18 protein-coding genes are annotated in these 23,077 nt (G+C 54.4%); 4 read left to right on the top strand and 14 right to left on the bottom strand.

Translation table 11 applies throughout. From position 1 onward, the window contains the following. Positions 1–77: 77 nt before the first annotated feature. Entirely contained in the window at positions 78–1,574 is a 1,497-nt protein-coding gene (locus tag VFA09_13310) for a hypothetical protein (protein HZU68248.1), read from the top strand. 9 nt (positions 1,575–1,583) lie between these two features. On the opposite strand, the gene VFA09_13305 is transcribed toward VFA09_13310, so the two are convergent. Both VFA09_13305 and VFA09_13300 read right to left on the bottom strand, forming a co-directional pair. Further along, the gene (locus VFA09_13305; GenBank protein ID HZU68247.1) at positions 1,584–2,978 is read right to left on the bottom strand and encodes an MFS transporter; all 1,395 of its coding nucleotides are present in this window, start codon (positions 2,976–2,978) and stop codon (positions 1,584–1,586) included. 301 nt (positions 2,979–3,279) lie between these two features. After that, the gene (locus VFA09_13300) at positions 3,280–4,602 is read right to left on the bottom strand and encodes an MFS transporter (protein ID HZU68246.1); all 1,323 of its coding nucleotides are present in this window, start codon (positions 4,600–4,602) and stop codon (positions 3,280–3,282) included. A gap of 266 nt (positions 4,603–4,868) precedes the next feature. On the opposite strand from VFA09_13300, the gene VFA09_13295 reads away from it, so the two are divergent. Then, complete coding sequence (locus VFA09_13295) at positions 4,869–8,141, top strand: PDZ domain-containing protein (GenBank protein ID HZU68245.1); 3,273 nt, start codon at positions 4,869–4,871, stop codon at positions 8,139–8,141. Positions 8,142–8,149: 8 nt separating this feature from the next. Here VFA09_13295 and VFA09_13290 read toward each other — a convergent pair whose 3' ends face one another. From VFA09_13290 to VFA09_13275, 4 genes are all read right to left on the bottom strand, one after another. Further along, positions 8,150–9,451, bottom strand: a complete 1,302-nt coding sequence (locus tag VFA09_13290) for a formimidoylglutamate deiminase (protein ID HZU68244.1) — start codon at positions 9,449–9,451, stop codon at positions 8,150–8,152. 17 nt (positions 9,452–9,468) lie between these two features. Continuing rightward, positions 9,469–12,420, bottom strand: a complete 2,952-nt coding sequence (locus VFA09_13285) for a CHAT domain-containing protein (GenBank protein ID HZU68243.1) — start codon at positions 12,418–12,420, stop codon at positions 9,469–9,471. Positions 12,421–12,577: 157 nt separating this feature from the next. Beyond that, positions 12,578–13,387, bottom strand: a complete 810-nt coding sequence (locus VFA09_13280; GenBank protein HZU68242.1) for a hypothetical protein — start codon at positions 13,385–13,387, stop codon at positions 12,578–12,580. 249 nt (positions 13,388–13,636) lie between these two features. Then, positions 13,637–14,401 carry a sigma-70 family RNA polymerase sigma factor gene (locus tag VFA09_13275; GenBank protein HZU68241.1) on the bottom strand — a complete coding sequence of 255 codons (765 nt, stop codon included), beginning with the start codon at positions 14,399–14,401 and terminating at the stop codon, positions 13,637–13,639. A 93-nt stretch (positions 14,402–14,494) separates the two neighbouring features. On the opposite strand from VFA09_13275, the gene VFA09_13270 reads away from it, so the two are divergent. Both VFA09_13270 and VFA09_13265 read left to right on the top strand, forming a co-directional pair. Then, positions 14,495–14,650 carry a hypothetical protein gene (locus tag VFA09_13270; GenBank protein ID HZU68240.1) on the top strand — a complete coding sequence of 52 codons (156 nt, stop codon included), beginning with the start codon at positions 14,495–14,497 and terminating at the stop codon, positions 14,648–14,650. Positions 14,651–14,824: 174 nt separating this feature from the next. Continuing rightward, positions 14,825–15,943, top strand: a complete 1,119-nt coding sequence (locus VFA09_13265; GenBank protein ID HZU68239.1) for an aromatic ring-hydroxylating dioxygenase subunit alpha — start codon at positions 14,825–14,827, stop codon at positions 15,941–15,943. A gap of 11 nt (positions 15,944–15,954) precedes the next feature. Here VFA09_13265 and VFA09_13260 read toward each other — a convergent pair whose 3' ends face one another. The 8 genes from VFA09_13260 to VFA09_13225 form a co-directional block, all read right to left on the bottom strand. Further along, on the bottom strand, positions 15,955–16,881 hold the full coding sequence (locus VFA09_13260; GenBank protein ID HZU68238.1) for an alpha/beta fold hydrolase: 927 nt from the start codon (positions 16,879–16,881) through the stop codon (positions 15,955–15,957). Positions 16,882–16,963: 82 nt separating this feature from the next. After that, positions 16,964–18,538, bottom strand: a complete 1,575-nt coding sequence (locus VFA09_13255) for an APC family permease (GenBank protein HZU68237.1) — start codon at positions 18,536–18,538, stop codon at positions 16,964–16,966. A gap of 343 nt (positions 18,539–18,881) precedes the next feature. Continuing rightward, positions 18,882–19,319 carry a divergent PAP2 family protein gene (locus tag VFA09_13250; protein HZU68236.1) on the bottom strand — a complete coding sequence of 146 codons (438 nt, stop codon included), beginning with the start codon at positions 19,317–19,319 and terminating at the stop codon, positions 18,882–18,884. A gap of 24 nt (positions 19,320–19,343) precedes the next feature. Next, complete coding sequence (xseB, locus tag VFA09_13245; protein HZU68235.1) at positions 19,344–19,568, bottom strand: exodeoxyribonuclease VII small subunit; 225 nt, start codon at positions 19,566–19,568, stop codon at positions 19,344–19,346. A gap of 21 nt (positions 19,569–19,589) precedes the next feature. Next, positions 19,590–20,798, bottom strand: coding sequence for an exodeoxyribonuclease VII large subunit (xseA, locus tag VFA09_13240; protein ID HZU68234.1), 1,209 nt, complete (start codon positions 20,796–20,798; stop codon positions 19,590–19,592). 6 nt (positions 20,799–20,804) lie between these two features. Then, complete coding sequence (locus VFA09_13235; protein HZU68233.1) at positions 20,805–21,353, bottom strand: biotin/lipoyl-containing protein; 549 nt, start codon at positions 21,351–21,353, stop codon at positions 20,805–20,807. A 35-nt stretch (positions 21,354–21,388) separates the two neighbouring features. After that, on the bottom strand, positions 21,389–21,946 hold the full coding sequence (gene efp / locus VFA09_13230; protein ID HZU68232.1) for an elongation factor P: 558 nt from the start codon (positions 21,944–21,946) through the stop codon (positions 21,389–21,391). Between the two features lie 12 nt (positions 21,947–21,958). Beyond that, entirely contained in the window at positions 21,959–23,062 is a 1,104-nt protein-coding gene (locus VFA09_13225) for a Xaa-Pro peptidase family protein (protein HZU68231.1), read from the bottom strand. Positions 23,063–23,077: the final 15 nt, after the last annotated feature.

The following is a 23,077-nucleotide window of genomic DNA, read 5'->3' as shown; positions in this document are numbered from 1 at the left end:
CCTTTGCTTGTTACAACGTTTTCCTTCGATGCATCGTATTTTTATGCCCGTCTTTCTAGAAAAGGGTAGGTATAGGAATGGACACGCAACGCTTTCAATCCCCTGATTCTGAGCAGGATCATAACGAGAGTGCGCCAAAATTACACCGGCGCACCGTGCTGAAACTGGGTCTGGGAACACTCGGTCTAAGCGCAGCTACCCTCGCCGCCATCGAGTCTTTCAGCTGGGTGCCCGAACGCACAGCCCATGCTGCTCCGGCCACTTTGCCGGATATTCAATACGACATTGAAAAATATTTGCCGCCGGCGCACAACATCAATGGCATCGCCTTCCGTTTCGGGCCGGTTCACAGCCTGTTCCTCACGGCCCAATTGCAGCGCACGCCAACGAAGAACGATGCCAGTACGCTGGCTAACGCGCTGGATACCATCGAATCTGCCTATCCGTTCAGTCCGCAGGGAGTCTTCACGTTTATTTCCTATGGCCTCCCCTATTTCCATCGCCTGCCCAAAAATTTATTTAACACGTACATACCGCGCCTGCTATCAGACCCTCAACGCTTTGCGCTGGAAGAGGCGGTTCCCGGCCCCACCGATGTTTCACCCCAGAATCCCAGCATACACAAGCTCAATTTCAATATACCCGTGGTCATCGAATCAAATGATCTCCTCTTTACTATACGCAGTGATTCGTTGAGCAACCTGCAGAACGTGTCAAGCTGGCTACAGGGTACCACCGACATTTTGAACGGCCAGCATATACCGCCACCCGACTTTTCAACACTATTGACATTCACCTCTTCGCGTCTCATGTTCCTGCAAAAAGGATTGCCGCGCCAATTAGCCGATGCCAATACCTTGCCGTATGCTGAACGAATAAATCCATCCTCGCCAATGTGGATGGGGTTTGCAGATCAACAGGTAGACGGTTCAGGACCCGCCACGATTACGACTTTCCAGGGCAATTCCTCGGCAAGATTTACAAATACAAAGTCGGGGGATTACTTCTATGACGGCTCAATCCAGCACCTTTCCCATGTAATTCAAGACTTAGGGCAGTTCTATGGCGATACCGAGACATTTATCGAGCGCTGCCAGTACATGTTCCGCTCGGACCCCATTCCATCACTTGGCAATAAGGATCAATTCAAGAATGGTGGTGGTCCGGCATACCTGGATAATATCTTCCAGGGTCCAAACGACGCTCAGAAAAACGCGCAAGGCAAGGGCACGTACCAGCACCAGCACCGCATGGGGCATCTCACCGGTTTGCAGCGCTCTTCACGCGCTAAAAATGGCACTCCCATTCATATTCGCATGGACGGGCCCGGCTATGACTCAATGGATATGCCAGACGGCTCCAACCAGCCGAAGCTGCAATTCACGATTTTCGTACCCACCGCTGACTTTTTCGTCAAGTTGCGCGAGAATTCGGCTTCCCTGGACCTGGTGAACAAGTATGGCGTATCAGATAATAATAATGGAATAGAGCGCTTTCTGACCGCCACACGCCGCCAGAACTTTCTCGTACCGCCGCGCGCGCACCGGGCTTTCCCATTGATCGAGTTTACCTGAGGATACGCTTCACGGCACTATTGGGCTATGAGTATACCTTGCAGCCCACAGGCGAAATCCCAGCACCGTCGATGCCAGTAGAATGATAACCGTCTCAACCCCCAGAATATCGGCAATCGCGCCGGCGAAGAGCAGGACGGGGATAGAACCGGCATTATACAACATCGCCTGGAAGGAGAATATGCGCCCGCGTTCCTCCTCCGGCGCGTGCTCCTGCATAATAGTTTGAGCGGGAATATTGACCATATCAAGCGCAATCCCTACGAAAAACATCAGCGCGGCTATAACAAAGAGAAATCCTGCCGGAGCCAGGCCCACGTGTATCCAGACAAAGCGACCAACCGGGATGAGCAGTAGCCCGGCAGCAGTGCTGAGGCTGCCAATGGCAATGACGCGGTTTGTGCCAAAGCGGCGCGTGAGCAAGGGCATCAGTACTCCGCCAAGCACCAGCCCAACACCGGCAGGCGCAAAAATGAGTGGTAAAAAGCCGACGGGCTGGTTCAAGACATTCACGACGAATGGACCTGCCAGCTCACCAACGACGAGCAGCAGGACACTGATGAACGAGACGCGCAATAAGGCGAGCAGCAACTGCCGGTCCTTGCGAATGTATGACCAGCTCTCGAGCAGATCGAGCCGTATCATTTCCCATGTCTCTTTCCCAAAAACCGTAACCAACCCCACCTTCCTGCTCAGTTCCTGATGTAAAGCGCGACGAGGAATTGCCAGGATCAAGAGCGTGCAGATTATGTAGAGGATGGCGACTACGGCGAAAAGGACATCAAATGAGACGACCGGAATGTGTGTAAAGCCGAGCGAAATTTGAAATGTTGGAACCAGTGCTGTGATGAGCCCGCCAAGTACCAGAAAACCCAGTGCCTGCGCCAGAGTGAGCGTGATGTTGAAGAGCGAGATGGCAGACACCAGGTCTCTCCTGCCCACCAGGAGCGGGATGGCGGACGCCTCAGCGGGGGTAAAGAACTGCGTCACCAGTGAGATGAAAAATGCCAGCAAGTAGATCGGCCAGATAGCATGCGAGTTCACCAGCAGGGCAAACACCATCAGCCCGGTAGCCACCGCACGCAAGGCATTGCTTACCCAGAGTACCATGCGCTTGTTCAAGTAATCAACGTACACCCCGGCCAGCAAGCAGAACGGGACGGCAGGAAGCGTGAAGGAAACGATGGCAAGACCGACTAATTCTGTCGAATGGGTGACCGCTGTAACAAGGGCAATGATGCCATAATTGGCCGCATTGAAGCCAACCTGTGAAAGGAGCTGCGCCAGCCAGAGCAATAAAAACGAGCGATTCTTCAGCACGCTGCGAAACGATCCTTCTGGATCATGCTCTGGAAGAAGGACCGGTGTAACCAGCACATCATCGTCTCGTCGTTCCACCTTCATACAGCCCCTTCTAATATTCTAGAGTAACTACTTTCTTTATTTTACCTGAAAAGGAGCAATGCCTTCCAGTGAGCACAAATACGGCTTTCTTTCGCCATGCCTTCGTGTCTATTCAGTATACTATGATATCCCCTTAATATGCGACCCTTTTGTGAGAATAAGGCTACATTTCTGGAATTGCTGTGCGATCCAGACTGACCACTAATGGATCGCTGCTCCGGCGAGTACTGTTGTACTATACAACATTCACGTTACATAGACGTTAAATAAGCAGAGTGAGTGAAGGCGTTGCGCAGTTCCTTCATTGCCGCAGCGTGCGAATTACCGGGCGCCCCAAAAGCAAGTACAGCGAGTAACTACCAACAATCAGAGCGCTGATGATCACCGTCAATGGACCGCCGATCAAGGCGATCAGACCACTGGCCGGAAAATCTCCAAGCGGGCGCACACCCATGATGAGCAGCGTATTGAGACTCATGACACGCCCTCGCATCTGTGGTGGTACACGCAGTTGGGCAAGCGTAATCACTGTCGCTCCAACGCCATTCTGTGAAATGCCGTAGAGCAGCAAGGCCAGCAGCGAGAGCCATAACGTGCGGCTGAGCGCAAACAGGACCAGCGCACCCGTCCAGATGAAAAACGAGACCAGCAGCAGCGCTCCCTTGTACTTAAAATCTCCCAGCGAGGCAATGGTTAATGCTCCGACCAATGTCCCCAGGCCCGACGCGGAGAAGAGCAGGCCCAGTTCAAACGGATTGAGGTGGAGTACCTGCGTCGCGAAAATGGGAAGGATGAGCGTAGCAGATGGGGCAAAGAACAAGAGAGCGGCATAGCCTGAAAGTACCCACGGCAGGGCCTCATCGCGCCGTACTGCCCCAAGCGCTGCACGAATAGCTTTCAGCATCGGCCCACGTTTCTCCATACTTTGCTCAGCCGCCTCTTCAGGCACGTGAATGAGGTAGAGTACAACGAGTACGCCGATGAAACTGATACCGTTCAAGAAAAAGTTGCCCGCGTAGCCAACCAGTTTTCCCGTCAGCCCGATCAGTTGTCCTGCGTATGCCAGCAGGCCGATAGCAATGCCGGCCAACGTCGGGCCAAGTACCGCGGAGCCGTTGAAGACAATCGACTGCAACGAGATGGCATTCATCAGGTCCTGGCGAGGAACGAGCACCGGAATGAAAGAAGAGCGCGTCGGCTGGTCGAAGCTCAGGACAGTACCGGAACAGAAAGCGAGGATGACGACCATCCATACCTGTATTACGCCTGTAAGCGTGAGAATGCCCAGGATAAAAGCCAGCAGCATCGACAGGCTCTGCGTGACAAGCAGGAAGCGCCGCTTATCGACGCGGTCGGCGATACTTCCCCCAATCAGGGCAAACAGGAAGAACGATGAGGCTTGAGCCAACGATACAATACCAAGGGCAAGCGCCGAGCCATGCGAGATCAACAGTACTAGCAGGCTCTGGGCGACAATTTGCATCCACGTACCGACCGAGGAGACAATCAGACTTATCCACAAGAGGCGAAAGTTACGATAGTGCAGGGCGCGAAAGGTCTGTATCCTGAGCTTTGGCTCTGGCGGGGTTTCGGGATTGCCGGTAACTGGTACCACACCTGTCATAAATACTGATAACCTATCTATCTGGTGATAAACACTACGGATTTCTTTGGCGCTTTTATTATACGACGTTTGTACAGGGCTTTTAGAGTAGCTGCTACCTGATCAGGTTGTGAGCGAGCGCAGTCATTTTAGCCTCGACAATCAGTCTGCCGCTGTGGTAGAATAGACTATGCCACTCCAAAAATCAGTTCTTTATTATTTATGGTATGCTTTTGCTCTAAAGCAGCAACCGGTAAACATATGTGCAGAGGCTAAAAGGAGAACCTATGCCATCGAAAGGATATGTACGCTACCCAACCATTTACCAGGATCAGATTGTGTTTGTCGCGGAGGATGATCTGTGGCTTGTGTCGAGCGCGGGCGGGCGGGCTGAGCGCCTGACTGCCGGAGTGAACGAAGCAAGCCATCCACATTTTTCACCAGATGGCAAATGGCTGGCATTTACGGGCCGCGAGGAAGGGCCGGGTGAAGTCTATATCATGCCGTCCGATGGCGGGATAACCCGGCGGCTCACTTTCCAATCCGCTACCTGCCGTGTGGCGGGGTGGTCTCCCGACGGCGCTTCTATCCTCTATGCCAGCAACGCAGGCCAGTTTACACCTCGCGCGAGCGTGATCTATGCCATCGATCCCGCTGGAGGACAACCACGCCAGGTAGAGGTAGGGATGGCGAATGCTATATCGTATGGTCCTCGTGGAGGTATCGTTATCGGCCGCAACATTCGCGAACCCGCGTACTGGAAACGCTATCGCGGGGGCACAGCTGGTCATTTATGGTGTGATGCCGGCGGGAATGGCGTATTCCAGAGACTGCTCAATCTAAAAGGCAACATTGCTACTCCATGCTGGGTCGGAGAGCGTATTTACTTCCTCTCCGACCATGAGGGTGTTGGAAATGTCTATTCCTGCACACCGGCGGGTGAGGATATTCGCCGTCATACCGATCACCAGGAGTTCTATGCGCGCAACCTCTCAAGCGACGGGCAGCGGCTGGTCTATCACGCCGGCGCTGAGCTTTACGTGCTCGATCCCGATACTGATACCGTCCAACACCTGGACGTGGATTTGCCGAGCATACGCACCCAGCGCAACCGCAAATTTGTCTCGGCCTCGGAATACCTCGATACCTACGCGCTACACCCGCAGGGATATGCCTTAGCGCTTACCACGCGTGGTAAAGCTTTCACAATGGGCAACTGGGAGGGGCCGGTATTACAACATGGCGAGCCAGATGGTGTGCGCTATCGCTTCCTTGAATGGCTCAACGACGGCAAACGCCTGATAGCGATTCACGACGCTGCCGGGCGCGAAGGCCTGATTGTCTTCAACCCGGATGGTACCGGCGAGGCAAAAACATTTCCTGATATCGAATTTGGTCGCGCGGTCGATCTGGCCGTTTCACCTACCGACGACAAAGTTGCTATTACCAATCACCGGAATGAACTGCTCGTCGCCGATCTGGAGGAAGGGACAGTTCGCGTGCTTGACCGCAGCGACTACGCGCGTATACGCGGCATGGACTGGTCACCTGATGGACGCTGGTTGGCCTATGGATTTACTTTTACGGAGCAAAAAACGGCCATTAAACTGTGCAACGTGGAAAGCGGCGAAACACACTTCGCGACCGAACCCGTTCTGGAAGATGTTCGTCCTTCCTTCGATCCCGAGGGCAAATATCTCCACTTCCTGGGCTATCGCATCCTCAATCCGGTTTATGATAGCCTGCAATTCGAGCTAGGTTTCCCACGCGGCGTCAAACCTTACGCGATCATGCTGCAACGCGACTTGCGCTCGCCTTTCATTCCAGAGCCGAAGGCCCCGGATGAGAAAAAGAACGAGAAGGACAACGGCAAGTCAGAAAAATCCTCAACCTCGCAAGATAATGGAGAATCTAACGATCAGGACGAAGTTGAGGAGGAAGAAAAAGAGGAGGGTGAAGAAACACCAGAAGCCTTACAAATCGACCTGGATGGAATCACCTCGCGTGTCCTACCTTTCCCGGTAGCAGAAGGACGTTACAGCGCGGTGCTCGGTATCAAGGGCAAGGCTTTATTCCTGTCATTTCCTATTACGGGGACTCTTCACCAGCCTACGGACGACCCGCACCCCAAAGGACATATCGAGTATTACGACTTCGCAGCCCACAAAGTGGAATATCTCACGGGAGAAGTGAGCGGCTTCGATCTTTCACGCGACCGCAAGACGATGATTTACAGGGCGCATCATCGTTTGCGCGTGCTCAAAGCGGGCGACAAACCCCCAAAGGGGGAAAAGAAGGAGCCAGGTCGTGAAAGTGGCTGGATTGATCTGCATCGTGTGAAAGTCTCGGTGCAACCGGCAGCAGAGTGGAATCAGATGTTTGCCGAGGCGTGGCGGCTCCAGCGCGAGCAATTCTGGACGGAGGATATGTCGGGCATCGATTGGGACGCGGTCTATAAACAATATGCCCCACTACTGGAGCGTGTTAGCTCGCGTGCGGAACTTTCCGATCTCTTCTGGGAAATCCAGGGCGAACTGGGAACTTCCCATGCCTATGAATTTGGCGGGGAATACCGGCGCGGCCCCTATTACCGGCAGGGATTCCTGGGTGTTGATTGGAGCTATGATGCAGAAAGCGAGCGCTATCGTATCGCGCACATCGTCAAGGGCGACCCCGCGAATGAAATGGAAACCTCACCGCTGACCGGGCCGGGATTGAATGTCAACGAAGGGGATGCAATCATTGCTATTAACGGCCAGCGCGTCGGGCCGAATCGTAGTCCGCAGGAACTGCTGGTCAATCAGGCCGAGAACGAGGTGCAGCTGACCATCGAGGAAGCAGCCACTGGAGAAATTCGCGTGATTACAGTGAAAGCCCTGGAGAGCGAATGGGATGCGCGCTATCGCGAGTGGGTAGAGCGCAACCGCAGCATCGTACACGAGGCATCGCAGGGACGTGTCGGCTACATCCATATTCCTGATATGGGAGCGAACGGCTACGCCGAATTTCACCGCAGCTACCTGGCGGAATTCGATTATCCCGCGCTGCTCGTCGATGTGCGCTGGAATGGCGGGGGTAATGTTTCGGGGCTGCTGCTTGAGAAATTGACTCGACGACGCGTCGCCTATTCATTCCGGCGCTGGGGGCAGCCAACGGGCTATCCTTACGAGTCACCACGCGGGCCTATGGTAGCGCTCACCAATGAACACGCGGGTTCAGACGGCGATATCTTCAGCCACAGCTTCAAACTGATGGGTCTGGGGCCACTCATCGGCATGCGCACATGGGGCGGCGTTATCGGCATTAGCGCGCGCCATAGATTGGTTGATGGTACGGTGACCACGCAGCCAGAATTCGCCTTCTGGTTTAAGGATGTAGGCTGGCGCGTAGAAAACTACGGTACCGATCCCGACATCGAGGTCGATATCGCGCCACAGGACTATACCAGGGGTCTCGATCCACAATTGGAACGCGCCATCGCGGAGGCGCTGCGGCGCATCGAAGAGGTGCCGGCGCTGGAACCGAAGCCCGAGGAGAAGCCGAGGAAAGCAAGAAGATGAGGATTTTCCTATCCAATTTTCACGCTGTTCCCCTGCACCCACACCTGTTTAATAACATCCGCTGCCGCTCCGAAGAACAGGACATCCAGGAAATCTTCTGGAGTCCAGCCCGATAGCGAAGGATGTTCCAGGTCTATGGCAACAAAATCGGCGCTCATTCCGGGAGCAATTGTCCCTGTCTTTAAGGTAAGGGACTTTGCTCCCATTTGCGTGCCATACGCGAGCAAAAGCGGACCAGGAGAGGCCATTTTCCCGGCAACCAGGACCCGGCGCCGCTGGTAGCGCATGCGAGCCGTATATTCGGCCCAGCGCAACTCCTCGATGGGATCGAGGCGCGTATTGCTATCCGAGCCAATCGCCAGCGGAATCCGCGCGGCGAGCAGTTCTGCATAAGGCGCGATGCCATCACCTAAATCGCCCTCGGTGGTTGGACAGACGCATACCGTACATCCATGCTGCGCGAGCAGTTCGATCTCTGTGGCATTGGCATGGGTAGCATGAACAATCGTCGTCAACGAATCCAGCGCGCCGAAACGCTCCAATAGTTCTATGGGAGTACAGTCATAGGCGGCCCGGCATTGCTCGATCTCGGCCATCTGCTCGTCAGCATGAATATGCATGGGCAGGTGATAGCTACGGCAATAGTCGATAATGGCACGAAACCAGGATTCGGGTACGGCCCGCACAGAATGCGGCGCGATGCCAATAGGAATGCCCGTCACGCGCAAAGCCTCGACGCGCTCAAGAAAAGCTTCAACCGAGGCATCACAGAAGCGGCGCTGGCCTTCCTCTGGCGGCTGGTGAAAGCCGCTCTGGGCATAGGCCGTCATGAGCAAGACGACGCGAATGCCCGCGTCATGCCCCGCCTGTAAGATGGCCTCTGCCATCGCATTTGGGTTCGCGTAGGGCTGCCCGCCTGATTGATGATGAACGTAATGAAATTCACCCACACTGATATAGCCTGCCGCCAGCATTTCACGGTACGCGTTCAGGGCCTGCGCATAGAGTAGATCAGGGTTCAGACGCTGCGCTTCCGCGTACATGGCATACCGCCACGTCCAGAACGTATCTTGTCGCGAAAGAGGACGGTGGGTATGACCTCGCAAGGCGCGCTGGAAAACATGGCTGTGCGCATTCACGAAGCCTGGCAGGAGCGCGACACCTGGAAGCATCTCAATCTTTGAGGAGCCATCGACCTGTTCCTTCGCATTTGTAACATCTGCGATGAACCCCTCGTCAGAGACAGAGATAACCATACCGGCCTGCAAGCCTTGAGGCGTATAGACATACTCCGGCGCCAGGTACTTCATGACGATTCCTCATTCCTTTATAACTTGCCAGGGTCGCCTATCAGATGAAATGCCGCCCAGAAGTACGGATGCACGCGATAGGGGCGAATGGAGGTTCGCGCACGTGCTAGGAAAGCGCGTTGGGCGCCGGCGAGGGCAGCAGCTTTGCTATAATCGCTGAGCAGGGCCTGGTAAAACATTTCCATCAGTTCCGCGCTGCTGGCATCGTCAACCTTCCACAGTGTCGGCAACAGCGAGGCCGCGCCGGAGTACAGGAAACCCCGTCCCAGGCCGATTACCTCGTCAACACCGCCGATCATGGCGCGTCCCGTTTCGCAGGCGCTCAAGGTTACCAGCGAACAGGATGAGAGATCGAGGTTGAACACTTCGATGGTGCTGAGCTGGCGATCCGCGAGCTTGATGTGCGAAAAGTTCGGGGCATCGAGGCGCGACAGGCCGTGAGCCGCGATATGAACGATAGGACTGCGCGCCCCCTTCTGCTGCAAGATGGTAGTAGTTGCTGCTTCATTCAGCAAGCATGGGGCGCCCAGACGCTTCGCCACAGCCTCAGCTTCCTGCACCGCAAAGGCGAGGCGACCGCCATCGCTTATCCCCATCACCAGCGAATCCGGCAGGTGTACGCCTTTTGCCGCGATACGCTGCCCCCGTTGGCGGCAGATATCTAGCAGCGCGGCAGCAGGCAGGTAGGAAACGTCGAGGCGTTCCACTACAAATTGCACGCCATCAAACAAGCAATGGAAGGGCAGGTAATGCAGCATGCCGTAAGGAATGATCGTCAGGTGTTCGCGCCTTTCGAGGGCATGGGAGACCGGCTTGAGCAGGAGATCGTAAAGCCGCTGCAACAATCCCAGGCTGTTCTCTTGCAGGCCTGCGAAGGCCTGGGCGCGATCCTGCGCGCCGCTCGCCTGCGCCGCCAGTTCCAGGTTGACGCGCCAGAGCGAGAGCAGGCGCTCCACTTTGGGAACGGCTCCCGCAACAACCTGTACATCGATACCATCGCGAGTAAGCTGGAAAATATACAGGTCCTGCCCGGTCAGGTAATATTCCAGTATGATCATCGAGCGCTCAAGTTTGGGCCACAGCGAAGTGACGATACTATCCGTCCATTTTGTGCGCGGGCGCGACACCAGGTCTCCGGCCAGGCGCAGCTGCATCTGTTCCAGCAGGCGCTCAATATAGCGTTCGCGCTTCTGCATCTCGCGCCGCGCTTCTCCAGGCTTCATAGCGCGAATACGCATGATGGCTGTATCGCTCAGATTACCTTCCTGTTCCGACTCGTAGACCAGCGAGCTATACCAGGCCTGTTCTTCACGCAGCCGCGCCAGGTCTTCAAGAATCGCCTCGCTCGCCTTATCTCCGGCCCGCAGGCGAATATCTATGTTGTTGCGCAGGTAATCGCCAAGGACGCGAGATTTGGCCTTTTCGACATAGACAAGCGCCCTATCGATATTCCCGCGTCTCAGCGCCAGGATGATCGCGCGCCGGTACACATCGCCTTTATCCTGTAAGAACGTGCTGCGTTCATCCATCACCAGGAGGCTCTGTACATCATCAATGCCCTGGATAGCGCGATCATAATAGCCTGCCGCCGTCTCCAGATCATCATGATATTCGGCAATCTGGCCAAGCAGGTAATAGCAGAGATATTGCATTTCAAGCAGTCCCTGACCCTTTGCGATATCGAGCGCCTGGTCGCAGAGATCACCCGCCGTCGCGGTATCACCAAGCGTCGCGGCAATGCGAGCCTGGAGCAGCGAGGCACGTGCCAGCTGGGGCAAGGCTTCCTGGTCCGCGAAAGCATCGGCCACATGACGGGCCTCACGTAAGCTCGCTTCCAGTTGACCATCGGCAAAGTAGAGTTCGGCCTTTTTCAATCGCACAACCGTCGCCAGAGCCATAAAGCCGATCGATTCGAGAATATTGCTCGCCTCTTGTAGCATCTCATCGGCCCCACCCACATCGCCCATCAACATAGCAGCTTCAGCGCGATACATCAGCGAGTGGGCAAGATTATGGCGATTCTGGTGCTTCGACGTGCGAAAATACTTAATTGTCTCACCGGCAAGCTCGTAGGCTTCTTGAGCGCGATTCAAGCGCAACAGGCAAAGACAGGTCTGCTGGGCGACTTCAGCTGCTTCCGATAGCATATTGTGTTGCAGAAAGTTTGCGCGACTGCGATTGAAGAGCAGTAGGGCCGGACTATAATGGCCCTGGGCGGCATAAATCTGGGCGATGTTTAATTCTTCTCGCGCTACAGAGATTTCTTGGCCCCGGTGCCTGGCAAAAGTGGCACGCGCTTGCTCATGCAATGCTACGGCTTCGCGAAATCTCCCCATCGCCGCGAGTGTAATAGCCTTATTGCCGCGCGCGCGGGCGATATGGAGATCAACGCCTTCCCCCTGGCGTGTGTATGTTTCAATTGCGCGGTCGAAGAGACGCAAAGCCTGGTCGTATTGACCCAGCTCGTAATTGATGAGCGCTGCATTGACATCAATTTGCCCGGCCCGCAGCAGCTTCCCATGACGTACAAAGACTTCGCGGGCGGCAGCTGCGTCGCGCAGCGCCTCGGTCGTGCGATTCAAGCGCAGGCAGGCGCTGACACGCCCAATACGAGTTCGCGCCCAGCCCACCTCATCGCCGATTGCGAGAAATTCCTCTCCGGCAGCATCCAAAAATGGCAGCGCATCGTTGTCTCGATCCATACGTCGCAGCGCATCACCACGGGCCATTAACCCAAGCGCGTGTACATATTTATCACGCAGCAGATCGCCAATACACAGCAGGTAACCGGCCATCACAAACGAGCGCTGCGAATCTTTGACCCACTGGCGGTCCGCCTCGCGCTTCATCAATTCCACCAGCACATCAATCGAGGCGCTATCATACGCGGGGATCTCAGTTCGCAGTACATGCCGCCCCTCTTCCTCATCCATATCAAGTAGCGTGGCAAACAGGTCTTGAGGTGTCATGCAAGCAAGGCTTCCGCTAATTCACCTGGATTGTACATTGTATGTCTATGCATCTCAAATTACGGGGCAGGTCCTGTGAAAGATGATCTCGGGGTTCACAAAACAGCCCCTACAATGGACATTGTAGGGGCTGGCGGCATAATAGTCAACTCTTTCATCAATCCTGCAAAGTGACCGGAAGTTGTTCGATCACAATCGTACTTTCCGGCAACTGCAACTCCAGCGTATAGGTTGCGGGAGAGATCGAGGAAAAGACGAAATTACCGAGTTCATCGATATTTTGCGTGTAGACGGCATCCGATTGCAAGGAAAGAAGGACCGGAATGCCCTGCAATGCTTCCAACGTGGCTCCCTTGCGTGTGACGAATCCTATCAATTGTACATCTTCCTTGCGACCGGCAGCCCGCTCGACCTGGATAGAAATACTGACATCCTCGGCAGTATAGCGACGCGGCCAGACGGAGGGTTGAGCCACATTGCGCTGGTAGGCAAAACGAGGCTGCGGTGGCAGCAGGGTTGCTTTGATACGCCGCACTTGCTCGCGCGAACGCTCCGCCAGGCGATCCAGCACACTTCTGACTTCCTGGGCAGCCGGACGATGATTATTCAGGGAGGAGGGACGAACAGGCACACGCTCAACGAGGATTGGATCATCGGCAAGAAATTCGGTGAGGGTTGCTACTTCGGCGGCACAAAGCACGCACTGGCTCAGATGCAGCCTGACAGCCATGGCATGTTCCTTATCGAGCAGCCCTAACTGGTACTCGCCCAGCGTGAGATTCGATGGGCAATCCCACCGGTAGAGTTTATTGACAAGCGTATGTTCTATTCTGCGGTACTCTGCTAGCTGCGCCGAACAATGCGGACAATGTCCAAGATGCTGCACAACGGCCGGCCGTACTCTCTCCCCCGCCAGATATGCCAGCAGTTCTTCATCGCGAATAGTTCCAGGTTCACTACACTCCATGAGCGTTTCCTTTTACTATAGGATAGTGATCAGATGGTCACAGTCCACTTCGTAAAGAGGCCAGACCATCCCCACCGGCATGGCACGCGCGTGATACAGGCGACCTCTCCCCTTGTCTCCAGTAAACCGCACGTCTCCGGCAGGCTTCTTTTGTCCTTTTCAACAGAATAAACGAACACATTTGCTATTTTAGTATCTGCGCTTGCGCGCATTTGAAAGCACAGCAAATATTGCAAGATCATTTGATCGTTACAGATGTTGATGTTTAAATAACGTTTGTAGACGGCGATTCCGTCTCAATCGCTCTAACACATTGCGTTTGATACGATAGACATCCTCTACCGTCGGGAACAGGCGGTGGTGCTGGCTGCTGATCTCGCTGGGCTTCATGCCGTGAATATAGGCAAGATAGATCAGCACGCGCTCTTCTTCCCCGTTGAGTTCTTCTTGAATGACCTGCCACAATCCCTGCGCCGAGATAGTGGAAACAACATCATCGGCTGGGTCCTCTGACGCCGGTTCATTCTCGATCAATTCCAATGTCTCTTCATACTGCCGCGATTGCCGCGAGCGCACCTCGTCGGCAATGACGCTATGCACGCACATTTTTAAATATTTCAAAATCGCTGCCAGTGAGTCGAAGTTATCCATTTTGGCAGGGGTGAGGGCCTGTGAAAACTTGGCAAAAGCGGCATTCACAAGCGGCCCACTTCCATCCTGGCCCAACAATGGCGCCGCGCTCTGGTGCTGATTGACCCAGGTAAGCACCAGAGGCGCATACTGCTGGTAGATGCAGGCCCAGGCATCGTCATCATGACGAGTGATGGCGCGGCGAAATAGCTCTAAGCAGTAGCGATCATTCGAAGCGCTTTGCTTGAGAAACTTATTCGTTTCTTCGGAGCAGCAACGAGCCAGGTCGTTAATTGAGAGTAGCTCCAGTTGTGGTTTGCTTTCAGCCTTCCCTGCCCGGCTGATTTCAGAACCGAGTGGCTCATAGGAGTTTTGCGGCTCCATCGACAATAGCTCCCTGCTAACAAAAATCAAGGTAAAACTCGACGCCTAAAAAGTATAACATGAGAAACTTCTGCTTACAAGCATTCTTCCAACTTGCCGACTTATCGCAATGGCCTGGTGAATTTTGACGACCGAATCGGGGATTCGCCTCGTCCTGTAGGGACAGCGGTTCGTCCCTGTCCTGCCGCCGCCACATTGCGCACCGTACAGTATCTCAACGTTCCCTATTATCGCATGAATGGAACATGAAGTGATACTTTCACCTATCGAAAAGTACTAATGGGTCTGACCAGTAAGCAATTGATCAACCCCTGGAATACCCTGCGGTTCCTGTCGTATAATGCCTCTAAGATGGACTCCCCACTCCATCGTAACCGCCGAAAACCATATCAATGGACGATAGCCACATGCGAGGTGCATTACATGACTACGACAGTTCGTTCAGAGGCTCCTTTCCTTTCCACGCTTCCGGGGCGCTATTACTATGACCCGGCAATTTACGAACTTGAACAGCAGCGCATCTTTTCAGAGATGTGGGTTTGCGCGGGTCGGGCCGAGGCGCTTCCTGTTCCTGGCGCGTACCGGACCGTTACCATAGGATATGAAAGTATCATCGTGGTGCGCAACCGCAAGGGCGGGCTGCAAGCGTTTCTCAATGTATGCCGTCACAGGGGCGCTCGGTTATGCACGGAAGCCGCCGGACAACTGAAAGGGTCTATCCAGTGCCGCTATCATGCCTGGACATATGGACTCAATGGGCAGCTGATCGGGGCGCCGAACGTCCTGAACGATGAGCAATTTGACCGCAGGCTCTTTGGCCTGTTTCCGGTAGCCCTGGAGACCTGGGAGGGATTTATCTGGTTGAACCTCGCAGACGATCCGGCGCCGGTTGCGGAGCAGGTTACGACGCCGGTTGTAGAGCGTTTCGGCAGCTACGAGCCGTTCTCCCGCTATGGTCTGGAGCGTTTACGGGTCGGTAAGACGATCACCTATGATATACAGGCGAACTGGAAGCTCATCCTTGAGAATTTTATGGAGTGCTATCACTGCGGGCCGATGCACCCCGAACTCTGCCATCTCCTGCCAGGCTTTCGCTCAGGCAAGACCTACATGGATGGAGATGCAGCGATGCTTGCTGAGGATGTCGAGGCGTTCACTATTACAGGCAAGGCCAGCCGCCCCCCTTTGCCGGGACTGCTCCCGGAAGATCGACGCCGCTACTATGGCATCGTTATTCTGCCGAATATGCTGGTGAACCTGCTCGACGATCATGTTGTTATCCATACACTGCTTCCCCAGGAGCCTGGACGCACGCAGGTAATATGTGAATGGCTTTTCGATCCCGGCGCCATGAGCCAGCCCGGCTTTGATCCAATGGACGCGGTCGAGGTCTTCGATATCGTCAATCGCCAGGACTGGGAGGTATGCGAGTGGGCACAACTGAGCATGCGTTCGAAGGCCTACAAATCGGGCGGCATCTACGTTCCGGCTGAGCGGCATATACGCGAGCTGGCGGATTTTATTGTGGCGAAGGTTGGATAAAGACCCTTAGATCATCCGACCGCTTCGACGCCCATCTCTTTCATAATGATTTCCGCCACCTTTCTGGTAGCCTGCGTTTGAGGCATATGCGCGGCGCCAGGCAGGAGTACAAGTTCAGCGTTGGATATCGCGGCGTGGAATTCATGGGCAATAGAGACGGGGAACAGGCCATCTTGCTCGCCCCAGATAATGGTCGTGGGAGTCTTCACCTGCGCGAGTACGTTATCCAGCTCCTCGGACGGATCGTACCCATGAATGAAACCTGCATAGGCCGGTTGCTGGGAATTGCGCACGACGGCATCCAGCACAAAGCCAGGCAGCGGCAGAGAGCGGCCATAAATATATTCTATAGAACGACGAGCCGAGTCACGATCAACTGCGTAGGGTGAGTTGAGTCCTTCGCGGCGCAAACCGGCACTATTCAGCAAATACAGGTGCTGGGCACGCTCTGGATGTTCCACGGCAAAACGCGTGACAATCCAACCCCCCAACGAATTGCCGGCGAGTATCACACGCGGATGGCCAAGCGCATCGAGAAAGCGCTCCAGGTAGAGGACATGGGTAGAGATATTGACTCCTTCGGGCGCTATGGGTGTCTTGCCAAAGCCGGGCATGTCGGGGGCATAGACGAGAAAGTCTTTGCTGAGCAGCCACATCAGGGGCCCCCAGGTTTCAGCTGAGCTGCCAAGGCCATGCACCAGGACGATAGGATCGCCTCGCCTTCCGGCGCTGTAGAAATGCATGCGAAGGCCCGCCACATCTATAGTTTCTTCGCGCATACCACTCAAACGCATGCCGACACGCGCGGCGTCGAGCAACGTTTCATACGGGCGACGATAGAAACGCATGGCAAGGGCGGTCAGACCGGCAGAGACGCCAATGCTTAACAGGATTGGTACAAATGGGAACGATTTTTGCCGTGTTGTAGGGGAAGCCATGAAAAAATCCTTGTGCTATGCTTACCTTTCTTCGCCAATCATTTTGACAAGCATAGCACAAGGAAAAGAAAGCGTCTAGCGATTAATCGCCTGCAACGCCACTTAACCCCTCAAAACCTTGCTCGGCCAGGTTGACCTCGACTACCACATCCTTGTTCCGCTTCTCCAGGTGTCCCCAGATGTAGAAGACGGTCGTGAGCAGGACAATGATAGCCAGCGGTATGAACTGTGTCAATTCATAGGTGAGCCGGGTGACGCCATTGTTCGCAACAGTGGCATCGGTGGGTACAAGGATGAAGTAGCTGGCAAAAGCCGCATAGAGCAGGGGCAGGAGCGTCACAATGACCGCGCCTACCATCCCACCCGGCACTTTATAGGGCCGGTGAACATCGGGATAGCGGAGACGCAGTAAGAAAAACGCCGGGAAAATGAACAGGTAGGAAAGCGTTGTTGTCGAGACAACGAAGCCAAACACCAGTCCAAAGAGCGTCGTAATGTTGCCACTCCCAAATGCCGTGATCAAGATGGCCGCGATCATAGCTATAGATGCCACGATGCCGGACATGGTATTCACGACAATCGGCGTACCGTATCTGCCACTGAATCGACCCAGGAAAGCGGGGCCGGTGCGATCCAGTGACGCAATGGCATAAGTGCGGTCGGCGCCAATGATCCAGGACCCACCGCTAGAGGCCAGGCTCAGCACGATAGCAAGAGCAACGAGCCAGCCAAGGCCCGTGGCGAGAAACGACGGCAAGACTGCCGCGACCGTCTTATATGCAGCCAGGAAACTCCCGACATTGGTAAGCTGCGACTTCGGCAGGGTAAAGAGGATGACCGTGATAGGAATAGCATAGGCGATGACCGCGATAATGCCAGCACGGATAATAGCGCGCGGCACATCGCGCTGGGGATTGACCATTTCTTCGCCCGCGCCGTTCTGCAGCTCAAAGCCGACCCACTGGAAAATCAACACCGGAATCACGGCGCTCAGGATAGCGTACCAGTTTGCGGAGGGTGCTAAATCGGCAAATGTCAGGTGATCGCCGGTGGAGTGACCGCCGGCAAGAAAGACGATGGCAAGTACGGCAAATACCGCGAACAGCGCAAATTTGGCATAGGAACCAAAGACTGAGAGCCACTTGCCAACACGCAGCGACAAAATGGCCGACCAGGTCACGCCCCAGATGAAGATGAGGGCGACAATAATTCTAAAAATGGCGTTGGTTGTAGCGCTCCCACCGATCTGGTAGTTTGCGTTACCAAAGAAGAAGGTCGCAATAGCCGCTATAGCCGTCACCGAGAGGGTTCCACCAACCCACAGCGGATTGGAGATCCAGTAGAGCATGGCGGCCAGGGATGCGAAATAACGCCCGCCTGCCATTTTGCACCACTCGTAAACGCCACCCTCCTGGGTAAAGGTCGTGCCGAGTTCAGCAGTGAGCAGGCCATAAGGAAGAAGGAACGTGATCGCCGAGATAACCAGCCAGGTGAGGGCCTGGCCCCCATTAGAGGAAACCGCACCGAGCGTATCGATGCCGATGATAGCGGCAATCGTGATAAAAATCATATCGAAGACTCTGAACTCCTTGCGGAGTTTCTTCTTCTCTTCGATCGTTGCCTCAGTAGTAACTTCGCGGAAACTTGTTGAAGCCATAGTGGTGTCCCTCCATTGTACCACGTCTAACTGTGGCGTTTGTTCAACACACTAATGAGTTGAATTGCTGCTACGCTGCTCACTTCCGAATGTGTAGAACAGCGCAAAAGCAGGATTGGAGAATAATGCGCATACACCGATTGCTTGCTATTTTGTGTACAACACCTCCTTCCTTAAAATTCTGAATTACAAAAAAGAGTGGAAGATAAATGGAATTTATCTTGTGCGAAAGTATACCATAAAAATTAGCAACGAGGTAGAGATTAAGGCACGAACTTATCGGAGGATAAATGCCATGGATGGAAAAATAAAACCAGAATGGCGCCTTCCGGTCCCCTGCCGGCTATGCAGTGAGGATGAGCGCTACACCAATGCCGAGAAGCCCGCCAACAATCACCTGTAAGGGAGTATGGCCGATCAGTTCGCGCAGGCGCTTTTCAGCAAAAGGTTTGCCCTGGAAAGCCTCGTCAATCATTTGATTGAGGATACGCGCCTGGATGCTGACGGCGCGACGAACACCCGCGGCATCATACATCACGATGCTCGCCAGGACGATGGTGATGGCAAAAGAGGCAGAAGCAACGCCCGTGACACGCCCCGTCGCCGTGGCCAGGCCGGTGACCAGCGCTGAATGCGAACTGGGCATGCCGCCGGATGAGACGAGGCGACTGAGCTTGAGCTGCCGGTATCGCAATAGCTCAAATAGCGCCTTCGATAGCTGCGCAATCGCCCAGGCCGCGAAAGCAGCGATCAGGATTTGATTGTCAAAGATAGTCTTCATGCTGTTGGTTTGATTCTTCAGGCTTCATTCGGCTTCAAACGGAATAACCACCGGTACCCCTTCATCATTAACACGCAATTGCTGCACGCGAAGTTCTGCTTTTTGTAGCAGTTCGTTGCAATAGTGCGCCAGTTTCATACCCTCTTCATAATGACGCAACGCCTGTTCGAGGGGCATCTGCCCGTCTTGTAAAGCCGCTACAGCCGCTTCAAGCTGCGCGAATGCCTCTTCAAAGGTGAGTGTTTCCATTGTTCTATCCTCATTGATTCATCATTGAACCTGCGCATGGATAAGTCCATCGGTTACCTGAATCGTTATTTCGTTACCTGCCTCAACCTGTTGCGTGCTGGTTACAACGGCGCTATCAGCGTCACGGCGCACAATCGCGTAGCCGCGGGCGATGGTCAGCAAAGGACTGAGCGAGTGCAATTGCAATGCCGTACCGCGCAGGCGCTCACTACGTAGTGAAAGCATGTGCTGCAGGCGCGTTTGCAACAGCGCGGTCGTATCGTCAAGCTGCTGGCGCAATCGATCAAGCTGGTACTGCGGACTCTGGCGTTGTAAATCACGTTCGGTACGTGCCAGTTCGTCGGCCAGTTCGATCAATATATCTTGCATGAGTTCCGTCAGGGTTTGCCGGTGTGCCTGCACATCCGCAAGCCAGGCGGAGATATCGGGAACGGCGGCAGTAGCGGCAGCGGTGGGCGTAGATGCGCGGTGGTCGGCAACAAAATCCGCGATGGTGAAATCTGTTTCGTGTCCCACACCGCTGATTACGGGAATACGCGAACGCGCTATAGCGCGCGCCACCACTTCCTCGTTGAAGGCCCAGAGTTCTTCTATCGAGCCGCCGCCACGCGCAACGATAATCACATCGACATCGCCATACTCATTGAGCAAATCAAGTGCATTCGCTATCGCCGCGGGGGCCTCGGCTCCCTGTACCAGCGTGGGCGAGAGGATGACCTGGGCCAGCGGGCAACGCGTGCGCAGCACCCGCAGCATATCTCGCAGCGCAGCCGCCTGCGGGGAAGTGACAATGCCTATGGCCGAAGGAAATTCCGGCAATGGGCGTTTGCGTTCGATATCGAAAAGACCTTCGGCGGCCAGGCGGGCCTTCAACTGTTCGAAACGCAAAAAGAGGACGCCATCCCCTAATGGTTCGATGCTGTCCACGTATAGTTGGAGTTTGCCATCGCGTTCATATAATGAAATGCGACCGTTGGCGGCGATGGCCATTCCATCGCGCAGTTCGGGAGCTGAGGAACGCAGGCGCGCATACTTAAAGAAGACACAATGCAACTGAGCTTCAGCATCCTTGAGCGTGAAGTAACAGTGACCCGAGGGATATACCTTGCAACCGGAAACTTCCCCCTGCACCCATATATCCTGCAACGTGTCGTTCACTTCCAACAGTTCTTTCAGATAGCGAGAGAGCTGCGAAACGCTCAAAACTGATGGCGCATCTAAAAATAACATCGGAGCCTACTCTTCGACTGGACTGGCGATAGTCATGAGCACCTGTCCATATTCTACCGGCTGACCCTCATGCACAAAAATCTCGACGACGCGGCCCGCTGCCGGCGCTTCAACTTCGTTAAAGACATTTAGCGATTCGATGATGCCTAATAACTGGCCTTCTTTGACGCGATCACCTACGGCTACTAATGTCCCGCCCCTGGGTCTGGCCCATACATGGAACGTGCCTACCAGGTGTGCAAGGACCTTATGTTCGATCTCCGAAGGCGCTGGCTCAGCTTCTTCATGTACTGTAGAGACAACACTTTGCGGACTGAGTAGCGCACCATTTTGAGGAACGGCATTCTGATCAGCTTTTGCTTTGCGCAGCACCAGACGTGTTCCCTCTTCGACACGCCTCAATTCGAGTTCGGAAACGCTGCTCTGGTCAAGTAAGCGCACAAGGCGGCGCAATTGCTCGATACTGATGACTTCTGCTGGCTGCTCTTCCTGTGCGGCATAGTGTTCCCCTGACTCCGCATCCTCGATAGGGGGAGTATAGCTGTCTCTGTCCATGATCTTCTCCATTGCGAACAGTTTTGTATAGCATCCTACGCGCGTTCGACGTAGGTGCCCGTTGTCGTGTTCACACGAATCATATCACCGGTCGAGATAAAAAGGGGAACCTGCACCACCAGGCCTGTCTCAGTTGTTGCCGGTTTGGTGCCACCTGTAGCGGTATCACCTTTAAAACCAGGCTCGGTATAGTCGACGCGCAGCACTACTTTTTCAGGTGGTTCGACCGATATTGGCTCTCCGTCCAGCAGGATCAAATCGAGTTCAAGGTTGTCGATGAGGTAATTTTTGGTATCACCAAGTTGATCGCCGGACAACACGATATCGTCATAGGTACTGGTATCCATAAAATGGTACTGATCACCGTCTTGATATTGATAAGTGACGGTGCTGCGATCCAGGTAGACACGTTTGAATTTATCGCCGGCATCACAGGTGCGATCAAAAGTAGCGCCGGTGCGCAAATTGCGCAGCTTCAAACGCACAATGGCGCCGCCGCGTCCCATTTTCACATGCTGCCAATCCAGTACGCTGCACGGCTGGCCCTCAAATTCCATGGTGATGCCCTTTTTCAGGTCACCTGTCGATATCATCTGCTTAACTCCTTAGCGCTCAATTACAAGTTGGGTTGGTGAGTGTGAGAAAGCCTCAAATCCGTCTTCGGTAATCAGACCAAAATCTTCGACGCGTACCCCGCCCCAGCCAGGAATATAGACTCCCGGCTCGACAGTGACCACGGAGCCGGCAGGTAGTATCATTTCTTCGGGAGCTCTCTGTGAAAGCGAGGGTCCTTCATGCACGTGCAAACCAACGCCATGACCTGTACTATGTACATAATATTCGCCCAATCCCTGCATTTCTAATGCGGAACGCGCAAGGGCATCGGCTGCCTGGCTCTTAATACCGGCTTGCAATCCTGCCTCGCACGTCTTCATAGCATTCAGAACCGCATCGTATATCTCAACCATCCGCTTCTCAGCCGGTTCGCCCAGGCATATGGTGCGTGTCATATCGGCACAATAGCCCTTATAGCGAGCGCCCATATCGATAGTGATCAGTTCGCCGCGTTGTATGCGGCGCTCGCTTGCGTGCGCGTGCGGCATCGAACCATTTGGCCCGGAAGCGACGATGGTTTCAAAAGCCGGCCCATCCGCCCCTAGCGATATCATGGAGTTCGCGACCTCTAATTGCACTTCTTTTTCCGTCACGCCGGGTTGAATCCACTGGCAGATATGCGTAAAGGCCTGATCCGTAATAACCCCAGCCTGCCTCAGTAATTCCAACTCATGAGGCTGCTTGACGAGACGCAACGTACTCACAATACTATCATTGAATGGGTGGAGGGTGAAAACCTCTTCACCTGCGGCGCGTATCGTTTCGTACACGCCATAAATAATTGCCATGGCCTCGAAACCGATGCCCGACCAGCCATATTCCTTAGCCAGCCTCGCTATAGCAGGCGCATATTCGCGCGATGACGGGATGACAATTTCCCAGCCGGTTGCCTCGCGTTCGGCGACTTCCTTATAGAGCGGGTTCGTCAGTAATATCTGGTGTTCCTGTCCTACCAGCAGCATGCCGGCGCCCTCTACGTCATCATTAAGCCATCCACTTAAATAAGACCGATTCTGGGGCTGTGTCACGAGAAACGCGTCCAGTCCCTGTTCAGATAACCATGTCCGAAGCCGATTGATACTTTCTTGACTCATGCAATTCCTCTTCAC

It is taken from the genome of Ktedonobacteraceae bacterium, from assembly GCA_035653615.1.
Taxonomy (GTDB): domain Bacteria; phylum Chloroflexota; class Ktedonobacteria; order Ktedonobacterales; family Ktedonobacteraceae; genus DASRBN01.
Note: the sequence above shows the minus strand (reverse complement) of the source record. Positions and strands in the feature narration are given on the sequence as shown.

Bases quoted from the DNA above. Each gene is read 5' to 3' on its own strand.
- VFA09_13310 (HZU68248.1), top strand. From the start codon at position 78: ATGGACACGCAACGCTTTCAATCCCCTGATTCTGAGCAGGATCATAAC.
- VFA09_13305 (HZU68247.1), bottom strand. From the start codon at position 2,978: ATGAAGGTGGAACGACGAGACGATGATGTGCTGGTTACACCGGTCCTT.
- VFA09_13300 (HZU68246.1), bottom strand. From the start codon at position 4,602: ATGACAGGTGTGGTACCAGTTACCGGCAATCCCGAAACCCCGCCAGAG.
- VFA09_13295 (HZU68245.1), top strand. From the start codon at position 4,869: ATGCCATCGAAAGGATATGTACGCTACCCAACCATTTACCAGGATCAG.
- VFA09_13290 (HZU68244.1), bottom strand. From the start codon at position 9,451: ATGAAGTACCTGGCGCCGGAGTATGTCTATACGCCTCAAGGCTTGCAG.
- VFA09_13285 (HZU68243.1), bottom strand. From the start codon at position 12,420: ATGACACCTCAAGACCTGTTTGCCACGCTACTTGATATGGATGAGGAA.
- VFA09_13280 (HZU68242.1), bottom strand. From the start codon at position 13,387: ATGGAGTGTAGTGAACCTGGAACTATTCGCGATGAAGAACTGCTGGCA.
- VFA09_13275 (HZU68241.1), bottom strand. From the start codon at position 14,401: ATGGAGCCGCAAAACTCCTATGAGCCACTCGGTTCTGAAATCAGCCGG.
- VFA09_13265 (HZU68239.1), top strand. From the start codon at position 14,825: ATGACTACGACAGTTCGTTCAGAGGCTCCTTTCCTTTCCACGCTTCCG.
- VFA09_13260 (HZU68238.1), bottom strand. From the start codon at position 16,881: ATGGCTTCCCCTACAACACGGCAAAAATCGTTCCCATTTGTACCAATC.
- VFA09_13255 (HZU68237.1), bottom strand. From the start codon at position 18,538: ATGGCTTCAACAAGTTTCCGCGAAGTTACTACTGAGGCAACGATCGAA.
- VFA09_13250 (HZU68236.1), bottom strand. From the start codon at position 19,319: ATGAAGACTATCTTTGACAATCAAATCCTGATCGCTGCTTTCGCGGCC.
- xseB (HZU68235.1), bottom strand. From the start codon at position 19,568: ATGGAAACACTCACCTTTGAAGAGGCATTCGCGCAGCTTGAAGCGGCT.
- xseA (HZU68234.1), bottom strand. From the start codon at position 20,798: ATGTTATTTTTAGATGCGCCATCAGTTTTGAGCGTTTCGCAGCTCTCT.
- VFA09_13235 (HZU68233.1), bottom strand. From the start codon at position 21,353: ATGGACAGAGACAGCTATACTCCCCCTATCGAGGATGCGGAGTCAGGG.
- efp (HZU68232.1), bottom strand. From the start codon at position 21,946: ATGATATCGACAGGTGACCTGAAAAAGGGCATCACCATGGAATTTGAG.
- VFA09_13225 (HZU68231.1), bottom strand. From the start codon at position 23,062: ATGAGTCAAGAAAGTATCAATCGGCTTCGGACATGGTTATCTGAACAG.